Annotated in this window: 11 protein-coding genes; 7 read left to right on the forward strand and 4 right to left on the reverse strand. The window is 72.6% G+C overall.

Annotated elements, in window-relative coordinates:
- Positions 1-135: 135 nt before the first annotated feature.
- Genes ABT004_RS20505 through ABT004_RS20515 form a run of 3 tightly spaced genes read left to right on the forward strand, consistent with a single transcriptional unit; the run spans position 136 to position 5,002 of the window.
- Positions 136-1,179: an AAA family ATPase gene (locus ABT004_RS20505; RefSeq protein ID WP_351338743.1), complete on the forward strand. Its 1,044-nt coding sequence runs from the start codon at positions 136-138 to the stop codon at positions 1,177-1,179.
- Positions 1,179-2,600, forward strand: coding sequence for a DUF58 domain-containing protein (locus ABT004_RS20510; protein ID WP_351338745.1), 1,422 nt, complete (start codon positions 1,179-1,181; stop codon positions 2,598-2,600). The genes ABT004_RS20505 and ABT004_RS20510 overlap by 1 nt, the downstream gene beginning before the upstream one ends.
- A complete protein-coding gene (locus ABT004_RS20515) occupies positions 2,597-5,002 on the forward strand; it encodes a transglutaminase TgpA family protein (protein ID WP_351338748.1) in 2,406 nt (801 codons plus the stop codon). Before ABT004_RS20510 ends, ABT004_RS20515 begins: the two co-directional genes overlap by 4 nt.
- A gap of 98 nt (positions 5,003-5,100) precedes the next feature.
- Here the strand turns inward: ABT004_RS20515 and ABT004_RS20520 are convergent, their stop codons facing one another.
- The 3 genes from ABT004_RS20520 to ABT004_RS20530 form a co-directional block, all read right to left on the reverse strand.
- Complete coding sequence (locus ABT004_RS20520) at positions 5,101-5,523, reverse strand: SCO2097 family morphological protein (protein ID WP_351338750.1); 423 nt, start codon at positions 5,521-5,523, stop codon at positions 5,101-5,103.
- Positions 5,524-5,806: 283 nt separating this feature from the next.
- Positions 5,807-6,610, reverse strand: a complete 804-nt coding sequence (locus ABT004_RS20525; protein ID WP_351338753.1) for a class I SAM-dependent methyltransferase — start codon at positions 6,608-6,610, stop codon at positions 5,807-5,809.
- A gap of 117 nt (positions 6,611-6,727) precedes the next feature.
- Positions 6,728-7,288: an SAV_6107 family HEPN domain-containing protein gene (locus tag ABT004_RS20530; RefSeq protein WP_351338755.1), complete on the reverse strand. Its 561-nt coding sequence runs from the start codon at positions 7,286-7,288 to the stop codon at positions 6,728-6,730.
- 162 nt (positions 7,289-7,450) lie between these two features.
- Between ABT004_RS20530 and ABT004_RS20535 the strand changes: the two genes are divergently transcribed.
- From ABT004_RS20535 to ABT004_RS20550, 4 genes are all read left to right on the forward strand, one after another.
- Complete coding sequence (locus ABT004_RS20535) at positions 7,451-8,272, forward strand: ATP-binding cassette domain-containing protein (protein ID WP_351338758.1); 822 nt, start codon at positions 7,451-7,453, stop codon at positions 8,270-8,272.
- Positions 8,244-10,328 carry a YhgE/Pip family protein gene (locus ABT004_RS20540; protein WP_351338760.1) on the forward strand — a complete coding sequence of 695 codons (2,085 nt, stop codon included), beginning with the start codon at positions 8,244-8,246 and terminating at the stop codon, positions 10,326-10,328. Before ABT004_RS20535 ends, ABT004_RS20540 begins: the two co-directional genes overlap by 29 nt.
- A gap of 35 nt (positions 10,329-10,363) precedes the next feature.
- Positions 10,364-10,990 (forward strand): TetR/AcrR family transcriptional regulator, encoded by a 627-nt coding sequence (locus tag ABT004_RS20545; protein WP_351338763.1) that lies wholly within the window; start codon positions 10,364-10,366, stop codon positions 10,988-10,990.
- Positions 10,991-11,487: 497 nt separating this feature from the next.
- Complete coding sequence (locus ABT004_RS20550; RefSeq protein WP_351338766.1) at positions 11,488-12,984, forward strand: phytoene desaturase family protein; 1,497 nt, start codon at positions 11,488-11,490, stop codon at positions 12,982-12,984.
- 40 nt (positions 12,985-13,024) lie between these two features.
- Here the strand turns inward: ABT004_RS20550 and ABT004_RS20555 are convergent, their stop codons facing one another.
- Complete coding sequence (locus ABT004_RS20555; protein ID WP_351338769.1) at positions 13,025-13,942, reverse strand: hypothetical protein; 918 nt, start codon at positions 13,940-13,942, stop codon at positions 13,025-13,027.
- Between the last annotated feature and the right edge of the window lie 37 nt (positions 13,943-13,979).

The following is a 13,979-nucleotide window of genomic DNA, read 5'->3' on the forward strand; positions in this document are numbered from 1 at the left end:
CGGTAACGCCAACAAGAATGCGTGTGTGACATCCGCACGAGCGGCGAACATCTCGTGCGCGCTGTCCGTGTATCGGGGTGGGCCGGTTCGCGTCGTAGCGCGTCGGCCCGGAAAGTACGGGCCGAGGAGGGCTGGGTGACGACCTATGACGATCGAGCGAGCCTCACTGACCTGACCACCACCGCGGAGCGTGTGCGCGGGTCGGTGGAGGGTGTGATCGAGGGCAAGCCGGAGGTCGTACGGCTCTCGCTGACCGTGCTGCTCGCCGAGGGGCACCTGCTCATCGAGGATGTGCCGGGTGTCGGCAAGACGATGCTGGCCAAGGCGCTCGCACGGTCCATCGACTGCTCGGTGCGCCGCATCCAGTTCACGCCCGACCTGCTGCCATCGGACATCACCGGGGTGTCGATCTGGGACCAGCAGCGGCGGGACTTCGAGTTCAAGCCGGGTGCGATCTTCGCGCAGATCGTAATCGGGGACGAGATCAACCGCGCGTCCCCGAAGACGCAGTCCGCGCTCCTGGAGTCCCTGGAGGAGCGCCAGGTCACCATCGACGGCCAGACGTACGAACTGCCCAGCCCCTTCATGGTGGTGGCCACGCAGAACCCGGTCGAGATGGAGGGCACCTACCCGCTGCCCGAGGCCCAGCGCGACCGCTTCATGGCCCGCGTCTCCATCGGTTATCCGAGCGCGGAGGCCGAGCTGCAGATGCTGGACGTGCACGGCGGCGTGAACCCGCTGGACGACCTGCAGCCGGTGGCGCACGCGCACGAGATCGTGAAGCTCATCGACGCCGTGCGCACGGTCCATGTCGCGGACGCCGTACGGCGCTACGCGGTGGACCTGGTCGCCGCCACGCGCACGCACCCCGACCTCAGACTCGGTGCGTCCCCGCGCGCGACGCTGCACCTGCTGCGCGCGGCCAAGGCGGCCGCGGCCCTCAGCGGCCGTGAGTACGCGCTGCCCGACGACGTGCAGACGCTGGCGGTGGCGGTCCTGGCGCACCGTCTGCTGCCCACCGCCCAGGCCCAGTTGAACAGGCGCACCGCCGAGCAGGTCGTCCTCGACATCCTGCAGCGCACACCGGTCCCGGCCGCCGAACCCCGGGCCGCGCAGGCCTATGACTCGACAACGCCCCCGCTGTACGGCCAGCAGCCGCCCGGTCCGCGGAGGCTCTGATGACGTCGGGGGGACACGTCGGGCCCTACGCGCCGGATCCGGGGGGCGGAATCACGGACGGTGGCGCGGGCAAGAACGTCGGCGACAAGAGCGGCCTGCGTACCGCCCTCGCCGGACTCACCACGCGCGGCCGCTCGTTCCTGGCCGCCGGCATCGCGGCGGGGATCTGCGCGTACGTGCTGGGGCAGAGCGATCTGCTCCGGGTCGGCCTGCTGCTCTCGGCGCTGCCACTGGTGTGCGCGGGCGTCCTGTACCGCACCCGCTACCGGGTCGCGGGCAGCCGCAAGCTCTCCCCCGCGCGCGTACCCGCGGGTTCCGAGGCGCGCGTGCACCTGCGCATGGACAACATCTCCCGGCTGCCGACCGGCCTGCTGATGCTCCAGGACCAGGTGCCGTACGTGCTCGGGCCGCGGCCCCGGTTCGTCCTCGACCGGGTCGAGGCCGGCGGCCGCCGCGAGGTCTCCTACCGGGTCCGCTCCGACCTGCGCGGCCGCTATCCGCTCGGCCCGCTGCAACTGCGCCTCACGGACCCCTTCGGCATGTGCGAACTGACCCGGTCCTTCTCCACGTACGACAGCCTGACGGTGATCCCGCGCGTGACGGCGCTGCCTCCGGTGCGGCTCACCGGTGAGGCCAAGGGGTACGGGGACGGGCGGCACCGCTCGCTCGCCCTGGCCGGCGAGGACGACGTGATCCCGCGCGGCTACCGGTACGGGGACGATCTGCGCCGCGTCCACTGGCGCTCCACCGCGCGCTACGGCGAGCTGATGGTGCGCCGCGAGGAGCAGCCGCAGCGCGCCCGCTGCACCGTGCTGCTCGACACCCGCGCGCCCGCCTTCCAGGGCGCGGGGCCCGACTCGGCCTTCGAGTGGGCGGTGTCCGCCACGGCCTCCGCTCTGGTGCACATGCTCGAACGCGGCTTCTCCGTCCGGCTGTTGACCGACACGGGCAGCGCGGTGCCGGGCGAGGGCACCGACGGCTTCGCGGGCGCCAGCCAGGAGTCGGCCGACGCGGCGGGCCTGATGATGGACACTCTCGCCGTCGTCGACCACTCCGACAGCGGCACGCTCTCCGCCGCGTACGACGTGCTGCGCGGCGGCAACGAAGGACTTCTGGTGGCCTTCTTCGGCGATCTGGACGAGGAGCAGGCCTCCGTCGTCGCCAAGATGCGCCGCCGCAGCGGTGGCGCGCTCGCCTTCCTCCTGGACAGCGGCTCCTGGACCCAGGGCCCCGGGACGCCGGTCTCGAAGCGCTGCACCGAGCGGCTGCGGATGCTCCAGGAAGCGGGGTGGACCGCCGTGGCCGTGCCGCACGGCGCGTCCCTGGAGGAGCTCTGGCGGCAGGCGGACCGGGAGCGTACGGGGCTGTCCGCGCCGACCGGCGCCCCGCGTTCCCCGGACACCTCAGGGGGTTGGTCATGAGCGGCGGCGCCCGCCTGTCGATCTGCGCCACGCTGGCCACGTTCCTGGCCTCGTGCGCGCTGCTCCCGCTGGTAGACCGGTCCACCTGGCTGATACAGACCGCGATCCTGCTCGTCATCCAGGCCGCGGTGGGCGTGCTCGCCCGGCGGGTGCCGCTCGCCCGCGCGCTGACGGTGGCGGCGCAGGCCCTGGTGTCGCTGCTGCTGCTCACGGTTCTCTTCGCCCGCGACCAGGCGATCGCCGCGTTCCTGCCGGGCCCCGATGCCTTCCGGCACTTCGGCCGGCTGCTCCAGGTGGGCGGCGAGGACGTGGGCCGGTACGCGATACCGGCGCCGCTGACCGACGGCATCCGGCTGATGCTGGTGGGCGGCGCGCTGGTGATCGGTCTCTTCGTGGACGCCCTCGCGGTGACGTTCCGCAGCGCGGCCCCGGCGGGGCTGCCGCTGCTCGCCCTGTACTCGGTCGCCGCCGGGCTCTCCGAGGGCGGCACCGACTGGCTGTGGTTCGTGCTCGCGGCCGGCGGCTACCTCCTGCTGCTGCTCGCGGAGGGGCGCGACCGGCTCTCCCAGTGGGGCCGGGTGTTCGGCGGCGCCGGGCGGCCACCCGGCGCGTCCACGCCCGTGCAGGAGGGCGGGCAGGGCGCCCTCGCCCCGGTCCGCACCGGCCGCCGGATCGGCGCTGTCGCCCTGGGGCTCGCCCTGGTGGTGCCGCTCGTCCTGCCTGCCCTGGACGGCGGGCTCCTCGGCCCGTCCGGCAGCGGTGTGCGCGGCGGGGCCGGGGGCGGCGGCACGATCTCCGCGGTCAACCCGCTGGTCTCGCTGCAGAACAGCCTGAACCAGCCGGAGGACCGGCAGGTGCTGTCGTACCGGACGAATACGGAACAGACGTCCGACATGTATCTGCGGATCGTGGCGCTCGACGAGTTCGACGGCACGACCTGGCGCCCCTCGGTGCGCAGCATCGACGACGTGCCGTCCACCCTGCCGGACCCGCCCGGCCTGGGCGCCGACGTGCGCAGGACCCAGGTGCGGACGAAGATCTCGGCGGCCGACTGGTACGCGCAGGACTGGCTGCCGATGCCCTACCCGGCGACGCAGGTCGGGATCGACGGGCGCTGGCGGTTCGAGCGGGTCGGCCGGACGCTGGTGGGCGACCACGGGCAGACCACGCGCGGGAAGACGTACACCGTCGACAGCCTGGTCGTCCGGCCGACGCCCCAGCAGCTCGCCGACGCGGGAGCGCCGTCGGACGGCCTGATCCGCGAGTTCACCAAGGTGCCCGCCTCGCTGCCGGACGTCGTACGCACGACAGCGCTCAAGGTCACCGAGGGCGCGTCGAACAACTACGAGCGTGCGGTGAAGCTGCAGGACTACTTCGCGGTCAGCGGCGGCTTCACGTACAACACGGAGGTGCGGGCCGGCAGCGGTTCCGCGGCGATCGCCCGGTTCCTGGACCAGAAGGAGGGCTTCTGCGTCCACTTCTCCTTCTCGATGGCCGCCATGGCCCGCACGCTGGGCATCCCGGCCCGCGTCGCGGTCGGCTTCACGCCGGGTGTGCCATCGGGCGAAGGGACGTACTCGGTGGGCCTGCGCGACGCGCACGCGTGGCCCGAGCTGTACTTCGAGGGCGTCGGCTGGACCCGCTTCGAGCCCACGCCCAACCGCGGCACGGCCCCGGACTACACGGTCGAGAACGACCCCGCGGGCAGCCCCAGCAATCCGGCGGCGCCCAGCGAGTCCGCCTCCGTCGCGCCCTCGGCCCCGGAGCCCTCGACGTCGCAGAGCTGCTCGCTGGCAGAGCGCAAGGAGGGCGGCTGCGCCGGCGCCGCGCCCGCGGTCGTCGGCGGATCACCGGACGACGGGCCGCCGGTCGGCACGATCGCCGTGGTGTCGCTGATCGCGCTGCTGGTCGTCGCGGTGCCGCTGCTGCCGATGCTGTGGCGCAGGCGGGCCCGGGCGGTGCGGCTCGGCTCGGCGGGGCGCACGGACGCCGATGCCACCGGGCGCACCCTGGCCGCCTGGCGCGAGGTCACGGACACGGCGTGGGACCACGGCATCGGGCCGGACGACTCGCAGACTCCGCGGACGGCGGCGGCCCGCATCGTCCGGATCGGCGAACTCGATCCGGACGCGGCCGACAGCGTGCACCGGGTGGCCGCGGCGGTGGAGCAGGTGCTGTACGCGCCCAGGCCCCGGCCGGTGTCGGGTCTCGGCGAGGACGTACGTCGCCTGCACGACGATCTGCACGCGAAATCGAGCCGGTCGACACGGCTCCGGGCGACGTTCGCGCCCCGCTCGGCCGTCCGGGTGGTGTGGGCGGCGGCGCGGCGCTGGGAGGCGTTCACGCTGAGCGTGCGCGCCCGGCTCACCCGGCCGACGCGGCCGAATCGCCAGGAAGGCTGAGCGGGCCGGCCGACGGAACGGGCCGACTACGCGTAAAGGGTGACCGCGCGACGCGGTCACCCTTTACGCATGTCTGTCGGCGGCTGCCTGCTCGCCGCTCAGCGGCCCTGGCCGCCCTGCTCGTCCCGGCGGCGCTGCCAGCGCTGCTCGATGCGGTTCATCATGGAGCGCTTCTGCTTGCCCTGCCGTCGGGTCGCCGGTGCACCCGGCACGGCTCCTGCGGCTCCGGCCTCCGGCTGCTCCCCTGGTTTGGGGGCCTTGCGCCAGCCGGTGACGGCGAGCACCGCACATCCCAGCATGACGAGGAACCCCACCACGCTGATCCAGATCTGCTGCGCGACCATTCCTGCCATGAGGAGCGCGATACCCACCAGGAAGCCCACGACTGCCTGGTAGACCCGACGTCGGGTGTATGTACGCAGCCCGCTTCCCTCAAGCGCTGTCGCGAACTTGGGATCTTCGGCGTACAGCGCTCGCTCCATCTGCTCGAGCATGCGCTGCTCGTGCTCCGAGAGCGGCACGGAGTCCTCCTCATCGTGCAGTCGCCGGGGCGACCGGGGGTCCCCTTCAGGATAGGCAGGGAATCGCCCCCGTGAAACCCGCCCCTCTACGCCAACTTCGCCATTGTCCACCGCGACACGGCGTCCCGGCTCACAGAGCGACATGCCCCAGCGGCCGACCCGTCATGCCGGGCGGTCACCTCAGATCATACGGCGCCGAGCGTCCGATCGGGTGGCCTGTGGCGTACTCCATCAATCGCTGCGCCGCTGATCAGCGGCGGCCGACGGCCATCGGACGGCCCGATCAGGCCTCATCGGCCACTCGCTTCTCACCGAGCACGTGCAGTTGCGTGGCCACGGCATGGAAGGCGGGCAGCTCGGCGGCGGCCGCCTCGAGCTTCAGCAGCTCCCGCTGCGCGCTCGGCTCCGTGTCCACGAGGACGCCCGGGACGAGGTCCGCGAAGACCCGCACACCGTGCACCGCGCCGACGTCCACTCCGGCCCCGCCGAGGAGCTCCGTGAGCTGCTCGGCCGTGAAGCGGCGCGGCACCGGGTCGCCCTCGCCCCAGCGACCCGCCGGGTCGTCGAGTGCCTGCCGGGCCTCCTTGAAGTGCCCCGCGAGGGCCCGCGCGATGACGGCGCCGCCGAGGCCCGCGGCGAGCAGGCTGAGCACGCCGCCGGAGCGCAGCGCGCCCACGGCGTTGCGCACGCCCTCCGCCGGCTCCTCCACGTACTCGAGGACGCCGTGGCACAGGACCGCGTCGTATCCGTCGCGCTCGACGACGTCGAAGAGGCCCGAGACATCACCCTGGACGCCGCGCACCCGGTCGGCGACGCCGGCCTCCGCCGCCCTGCGCTCCAGGGCGAACAGCGCGTTCGGGCTCGGGTCGACGACGGTGACGCGGTGGCCCAGCTGGGCGACCGGCACCGCGAAGTTGCCGCTGCCACCCCCGGTGTCGAGGACGTCAAGGACCTCGCTCCCCGCCGACTTGGCGCGCCGGTCGAGGGCGTCCTTGAGGACGTCCCAGACCACGGCGGTACGGAGGGAGGCGCGGGGCCGCGAGGAGTCGGAGCGCGGTGACGTGGTTCGAGGGCGGTGATCCGACACGGCAGGTGACTCCTCGGGGCGGCTCCGACCGGCGGCGGAGCAAGTACAGGTTCGGGCGCCTCCACCCTAATGGGCGCGGCCCGGCGACCACGCCATGCGTGCGCGCGCTCCCGTGCGCTACCCGGCGTCCTGCACCTTCCGCCGGCGCGTGCGCTCGTCCCCCTCCTGCCGGGGCTGGGGCAGCACCGGCTGCAGCACGAGCGTGCGCTCGACCAGGCGCAGGAACATCGCCACGTCGCGCAGCAGGTCGTCGGCGTCGCGGGCCGTGGCCGCGTCGCGGATGCCCGCCTCCGCGCGGGCCCGCTTGGTGGCGCCCGCGGCGAACAGGGCGCCCCACTCCGCCAGTTCGGGAGCTATCTCGGGGAGCACTTCCCACGCGCTGCGTATCTTCGCGCGGCGCCTGGGCGTGGACTCGGGCCTGCCGCGGGCCGCGAGCACGGCGGCGGCGGTGCGCAGCGCGGCGAGGTGGGCCGTGGCGTACCGCTCGTTCGCCGTCTCGAGCACGGACGCCTCGTCGAGTCCGGCGCGGGCCTGGGCGAGCAGGTCGAGGGCGGCGGGCGGGGCGCCGGCCCGGCGGAGGACCGGGTGGACGTCGCTCGCCGGTCCGGTGGGTGAGGGGGCAGGGCCGGTGGCGCCGCGGCGGGTGGCAGCTGTGGTGAGTGCCTTGTGTCCAGCCATGACGAACCTCCTGTCGTCTGTGTGACGGCACTGTGGCCGTATGTGCCCATCGTGGGGTACGCCACTGACAATCGGCCCTGACCAGGCATTTTGCTTCGATCGGAAGTTCGGGCTAACTTTTGCACTGACCAGTCAGTTCAAAGAAGTTCCCAGGGGGGACCCATGGACGGCCCGGCAAGCGGGGCGACGAGCGCGGACGAGCACGGGGCGGCGGCCGGAGCCTCGGTGGCCGCCACGGAGTTCGGCCTGAAGGGGCCGCGCGGCTGGGCCTTCCGGGGCATCGGCGTCGACGCGGCGGCGGGCTCGCTCGTCGCGATCGAGGGCCCCTCCGGCAGCGGGCGCACCTGCCTGCTGCTCGCGCTGACCGGGCGGATGAAGCCGAGCGAGGGGACGGCGCGGGTCGGCGGGATGCGGTTGCCGAAGCAGCTGACCGCCGTACGCAGGATGAGCGCGCTCGCGCACGTGCCCGGCGTGACGGAGCTCGACCCCGCCCTGACCGTGGCCGAGCACCTGCGGGAACAGGCGCTGCTGCAGCGGAGGTTCGACGGAACGCTCCGCGGGCTGCTGCGCACACCTGCCGAGCGGAGGGCGGAGGCGAGCCTGCGCATCGACGCCGCGCTCGCCGCCGCCGGGCTCGACACCGAGACGCTGCCGAAGGGCTCCCGCACCTCCGTGCGCGACCTGGAGCGCCTCGAAGCGCTGCGCCTGTCCCTGGCGCTCGCGCTCGTCGCCCGGCCGCGCCTGATCGGCGTCGACGACACCGACCTCAAGCTCGCGGACGCCGAGCGGGCCGAGATCTGGGCCCAGCTGCGGGCCGTGGCCGACGCGGGCACGACGGTCGTCGCCGTGTGCAGCGAGGCCCCCGAAGGGGCGGTCGTCGTGTCGACCGCCCCGGTGAACACCACGAACGACACCGCGAACGACACCGCGAACGACACCGCGAAGGAGACGGCCGATGCACTCGCCGAAGCTCGCCGCGCTTGAACTCAGGCGCTTCGGCAGGGGGAAGCTGCCGCGCGCCGCACTCGTCGCGCTCCTGCTACTGCCGCTGCTCTACGGAGCGCTGTACCTGTGGTCCTTCTGGGACCCGTACGGAAAGCTCGACAAGATTCCCGTGGCGCTCGTCAACGACGACAAGGGTGCGTCGGCCGCCGGGCAGAAGATCAGCGCGGGCGACGACATCACCAAAGGCCTGTACGACAGCGACACCTTCCAGTGGCACGAAGTCGGCTCCGCGCAGGCGAAGAAGGGCCTGGAGGACGGCACGTACTACCTGTCGCTCACCATGCCGAAGGACTTCAGCAAGCGCATCGCGTCGAGTTCGGGCGACTCGCCGGAGACCGGCGCCCTCCAGGTGCGCACGAACGACGCGAACAACTACATCGTCGGGCAGATCTCCCGGACGGTCTTCTCCGAGGTGCGCTCCGCGGCGTCCACCAACGCGTCACGCTCGTTCCTCGACAAGATCTTCGTGTCCTTCTCGGACATCCATGACGCGACGAAGAAGGCGGCCAAGGGCGCCGACCAGCTCGAAGGCGGCATCGGTAAGGCCAAGAAGGGCTCGAAGGACCTGGCCGACGGCCTCCAGGACGCCAAGAAGGGCAGCGGCGACCTGGAGAGCGGCCTGACGAAGCTCACCACCGGAGCCGGTGACCTGGAGTCGGGCTCCCGACAGGTGTCCGACGGCACGCAGTTGCTCGCCGACAAGGTCAACGGCGCCGCCGACCAGGTACGTCCCTTCCTGAAGGGCAACAAGAAGGCGATCGCCGACACGGCACGCCTGGTCGCCGACTCCGCACAGGGCGTCCGGCACAACCTGGACGACCTGGTGAGGATCGCCCCCACCGCGCGTACGGGCGCGCACGCGGGGTCCGACGCCCTGGACGCCGTCTACGAAAGGCGCTGCGAGAAGGCGGTGCTCGACGACCCGGCCTGCCCGGACCTGAAGAAAGCGAAGACGGCGGCGAACGACGTCGCCACGATCTCCGACGACCTCAACACGCTCATCCAGGACGAGCACGGGAACCTCGGCCAGATGGACAGCCACCTGGCGATGCTCCAGAAGCAGTCCGAGAACCTGGCCGCGCACGCCCCGACCCTCGACCAGGACGTCGAGAGCGCGGTCGCCCAGATCAACAAGCTCAACGACGGGGCCGGCCAGGTCGCCGCGGGCGCCGAGAAGCTGCACACCGGGCTCGGGACGGCACACACCGGGTCGACGGAACTCGACGCCGGGGTCGGCAAGTTGGAGACCGGCGCGAACGACCTGGACGGCGGCATGTTCAAGCTGGCCGACGGCTCGGGCGAGCTCGCGGGCGGTCTGCACGACGGCGTACAGAAGATCCCCGACTACGACAAGAAGGACCGCGATCAGCGCACCGGGGTGATGTCCGACCCCGTCAAGCTGGCCTCGCAGTCGCTGCACAAGGCGCCCAACTACGGGACAGGCTTCGCCCCGTACTTCATTCCGCTCTCCCTGTGGGTGGGCGCGATGGTCGCCTACATGTTGATCCAGCCGATGAACCGGCGCGCCCTCGCGGCAGGCGCCTCGTCCTGGCGGGTGGCGTTCGCGGGCTGGCTGCCCGTGGCGGCGCTCGGGTGTCTACAGGTGGCTGCCCTGATGTCCGTACTGCACTGGGCCCTCGGCCTCGAAATGCTGCACGCGGCGGGCACGGTCGGCTTCCTGGGGCTCGTCACGGCGTGCTTCGCGGCGATCGTGCAGTGGCTGAACGCGCGCTTCGGTGCGGCGGGCCGCATCCTCGTGCTCGCCTTCCTGATGCTTCAGCTGACGTCGGCGGGCGGCACGTACCCCGTGCAGACGAGCCCCGGCTTCTTCAACGCGCTCCACCCGTTCCTGCCGATGAGTTACGTCGTGGAGGCCCTGCGGCGACTGATCTCCGGCGGCGGGCTCGGGCCGGTGTGGCAGGCCTGCGTGGTGCTCACGGCGTTCACGGTGGGCGCACTCGCCCTCACCGCGTGGACGGCCCGGCGCAAGCAGGTGTGGACACTGGACCGGCTGCACCCGGAGCTGAGCCTGTGAGCGCGCCCACATCGGCTCCTGTGAGAATCAGGGGCATGGAAAGCAGCACACGGCGTCAGGCCACCCGGCAGAAGCTCTACGAGGCCGCGGTCACACTCATCGCGGAACAGGGCTTCTCCGCGACCACGGTCGACGAGATCGCCGAGCGGGCCGGGGTCGCGAAGGGCACGGTCTACTACAACTTCGCCAGCAAGTCGGTCCTCTTCGAGGAGTTGCTGCGGCACGGCGTCGGGCTCCTCTCCGCCTCCCTCCGGGAGGCGGCACAGAAGACGGACGAGAACGGCGGCAGCAAGGTCGACGCCCTGGACGCGATGACCCGTGCGGGTCTCGAGTTCATCGACCAGTACCCGGCCTTCACCCAGCTCTACGTCGCCGAACTGTGGCGCACCAACCGTGCCTGGCAGTCCACGCTCGCCGTGGTCCGCAACGAGACGGTGGCCGTGGTGGAGGACGTTCTGCGGACCGCGGTGGAGAGCGGTGAGCTGAGCGAGGAGATCGATGTGTCGCTCACTGCGGCGGCCCTCGTGGGCATGGTCCTCGTGGCCGCCCTGGACTGGCAGGCGTTCCAGCCCGAGCGCTCGCTGGACGATGTGCACGGCGCGCTCTCGCTGCTGCTCCAGGGACGGGTGGGCGGCGGGCAGCCGCTGACGGGGAAGGCCTGAGGCACGGCGGCCGGGCATTCGCCTTGCGGCGCCCGGCGGCGGTCGGCGGTCGGCGGTCGGCGGTCGGCGGTCGGCGGTCGGCACAAATGAAGCGCCGGTCCGGCAGGGCCTGTGGTCGTTCTCAGGCCTCACCGGACCGGCGCATCCCCCGTTTCCCCCCGTGGGTCCCCCATTGGTCCCCCGTTGGACCCCCGTTCGGTCTCCCCCAGGGTCCCCCGTCCTCGCTCCCGCCCTTGCGGGCGAGAGGAGCGGCAAGAGGCACTCGATCCGTTCCGCCGCCCCGTGTCGGCGGTGTCGCATCCGTGCCCCTCTCCGTGTTCCCCACTCTCCCGTCTGCGCAGGTCGCGCCCCATCCGCGTACCTACTCATCTCCTCGGCTAGGTACGGATACTCAGGCGTGCGCGCTCAAGCCCAGGAGAACTCCGTGCCCGCACTCAGCGGACCACCGGCACGACCTGGCAGCCGCGTTGTCAGTGGTGGCGGATAAGGTCCCTGACATGGCACGAATTGCGGTGATCGGCGCGGGGATGGGCGCCATGGCGGCCGCCGCTCGGCTGGCCGTCGCGGGCCACCGACCGGTGGTCTTCGAGCGCGCGTCGACGTACGGCGGATCGCTGGGCCGCATCGAGCGCGACGGCTTCGCGTTCGACACGGGCCCGGGGCTGCTCCAACTGCCCGCGGCCCACCGGGACTTGTTCATCAAGACCGGCAAGGAGTCGCTGGAGGACCTCGTCGGCCTCACCCAGATCGAGCCCGCCGTGCGGCACGTCTTCGCGGACGGCACGACGACGGACCTGCCGAACGCGCGGCGGGCGGGCGTCGCCGAGGCGTTGGACGCGGCGGTCGGTTCGGGCGCGGGCGAGCGCTGGTCGGCGTATCTGAACCGCGCGCGGGAGGCCTGGGACCGCTCGCGGCGCCCGCTGCTCGAAGAGCCGCTGTGGCCGAACTGGCGGGTGCTCGCCGACCGCGAGCCGTACCCCGCGGTCGTGCACAAGAGGGTCCTGCGCAAGGACCGCGCGGCGGCGACGCTCACCGAGATCGGAGCGCTCGAACTGGGCGGGGAGCCGCGGCTCGTGGCGCTTCTTGAGCAGTACGCGCTGGCGTACGGTCTCGATCCCCGTACGGCCCCCGCAAGCGCGGCCGTGCTGCCCTACATGGAGCAGACGTTCGGGACATGGGCGGTGACCGGCGGAATGCGGGCCCTCGCGGACGCGGTGCACGCGCGCTGCCTGAAGCGGAAGGTCGAGTTCAGATTCGGCTCGGCGGTCACCCGGATCGTGGAGAAGGACGGGCGCGCGGCCGGCGTGGAGTTGGCCGACGGCACAGTGGAGGAAGCCGAGTTCGTGGTGGCGGGTGTCGCTCCGGGCGTCCTGAGCGGGCTGCTTCCGGGGCGGCCCGTGCGCGCCGAGGGTCCTGCCCAGCGCGAGTCGGCGTGGCCGAGCCGGCTGACCGTGCACCTCGCGCTGCGCGGTGCCCGGCCGCAGGACACCCCGCACCGCACGGTGGTGCACGCGGCGGACAGAGACGCCGAGTTGGCATGGCTCTTCGAGGGCGGCGCGGCGCCGCAGAGACCGACGGTGGCGGTGCTGCGCACCGGTGACGCTTCGGCGGTGCCGGACGCCGAGCACGAGGCGGTGACCCTCACGGTGACCGTCCCGGCGCACGCGCGCGTGGAAGAAGCCGACGTGGAGCGGGTCCTCGCGGCGGCCGAGCGGGCGGTGCCCGCGCTGCGCGAGCGGCTGCTGTGGCACGAGGTGCGCACCCCGCGGGACATCGCCGAGGCCACCGGGGCCGAGGGCGGCGCCGTGCCCGCCCCCGCGCTCGCGGCGGCGGGCGGCGAGCTGCTGCACGCGTCGAACACCACGGCCCTGCCCGGCCTGACGACCGTCGGCGGCTGGTCCCACCCGGGCGGCGGTCTGCCGCACGCGACCATGTCCGGCGCGCTGGTGGCGGGCCTGATCGTGGAGGGCCCGGACTTCCAGGGCTCGCAGTGAGCCCCGGACTCCGCGTTCGGTACCTGGTTCGGTGCCGGCCTCAGTACCTGTACTGCTGCTCGTTGTACCCGTTGTCGTACCCGGTGTTGTCGTACCCGGCGTTCGGGTCGTGCTGCGGGTACGTCGGGTACTGCTGCTCGGGCGGCAGTTCACCGCCGTAGTTCTGCTGCTGCCCGTCGCCCTCCCGCTGCTGCGGCACCCAGACACCGCCGGGAGGCGTCTCCCCGCCGTAGCCCGCGGCCGTCGCGTACGGGTCGGCATAGCCCTGCCCGGTCGGGTACGGGTCGCCGTACTGGGGCTGCGCCGGGTACGTCTGCGTCCCGATGTACGGGTCCGAGTACGGGGCGGCGTACGGCTGCTGAGCCGGGTCGTAGCCGTAGCTCTGCTGGTCGTAGCCGTAGGACCCGGCGTCATAGCCGTAGTCCTGCATCCCGTGCGCCGCCTGGGCGGTCTGGGCGTACGCCGCGTCCTGCGTCCCGTGCGCCGCCTGGGCGTACGCCGAGTCCTGGTAGACGCCGTACTGGCTGGTGTCGTCGGGCATCGGCTCGGTGGCGTACACCGCCGTGCTCTCGGCGGCCGGCTCCGGGACCGGCGCGTACTCCTGCGGAGCCGGCTCGTACTCCAGGTCCGAGACCTGGAGCGTCGGGTCCTGGTGCAGCTCCTTCTCGGAGCGCCGCCCCCGGTCGGTGCCGGGAACACCCGGAACGCCCTTGAGCGACCAGCCCGCGGCGAACCCGCGGCGGAACGACAGCGTGACGTACGTCTGCCCGATCGCGAACGCGATCGCCCCTGCCCCGATGACGTACACGGAAGGAATCAGGACGCCGATCACGACTCCGAGGAAGCCGCCGAAGGCGAGGAGCCGCCAGCGCAGCCGTGCCTTGTACTGCAGCAGGACCTCACCGAGGAGCCACAGTGCCACCAGTCCGAACGCGACATAGAGGACCGCCCAGCCCATGTACGCCCCTCTCGTACGGCCGTAGCCCTTGTGGGTA

It is taken from the genome of Streptomyces sp. NPDC002790, assembly GCF_040295505.1.
Lineage (GTDB): Bacteria > Actinomycetota > Actinomycetes > Streptomycetales > Streptomycetaceae > Streptomyces.

Excerpts from the sequence above, each read along its gene's own strand:
- ABT004_RS20510 (WP_351338745.1), top strand. The coding sequence starts at position 1,179 with ATGACGTCGGGGGGACACGTCGGGCCCTACGCGCCGGATCCGGGGGGC.
- ABT004_RS20515 (WP_351338748.1), top strand. The coding sequence starts at position 2,597 with ATGAGCGGCGGCGCCCGCCTGTCGATCTGCGCCACGCTGGCCACGTTC.
- ABT004_RS20530 (WP_351338755.1), bottom strand. The coding sequence starts at position 7,288 with ATGGCTGGACACAAGGCACTCACCACAGCTGCCACCCGCCGCGGCGCC.
- ABT004_RS20535 (WP_351338758.1), top strand. The coding sequence starts at position 7,451 with ATGGACGGCCCGGCAAGCGGGGCGACGAGCGCGGACGAGCACGGGGCG.
- ABT004_RS20540 (WP_351338760.1), top strand. The coding sequence starts at position 8,244 with ATGCACTCGCCGAAGCTCGCCGCGCTTGAACTCAGGCGCTTCGGCAGG.
- ABT004_RS20545 (WP_351338763.1), top strand. The coding sequence starts at position 10,364 with ATGGAAAGCAGCACACGGCGTCAGGCCACCCGGCAGAAGCTCTACGAG.
- ABT004_RS20550 (WP_351338766.1), top strand. The coding sequence starts at position 11,488 with ATGGCACGAATTGCGGTGATCGGCGCGGGGATGGGCGCCATGGCGGCC.
- ABT004_RS20555 (WP_351338769.1), bottom strand. The coding sequence starts at position 13,942 with ATGGGCTGGGCGGTCCTCTATGTCGCGTTCGGACTGGTGGCACTGTGG.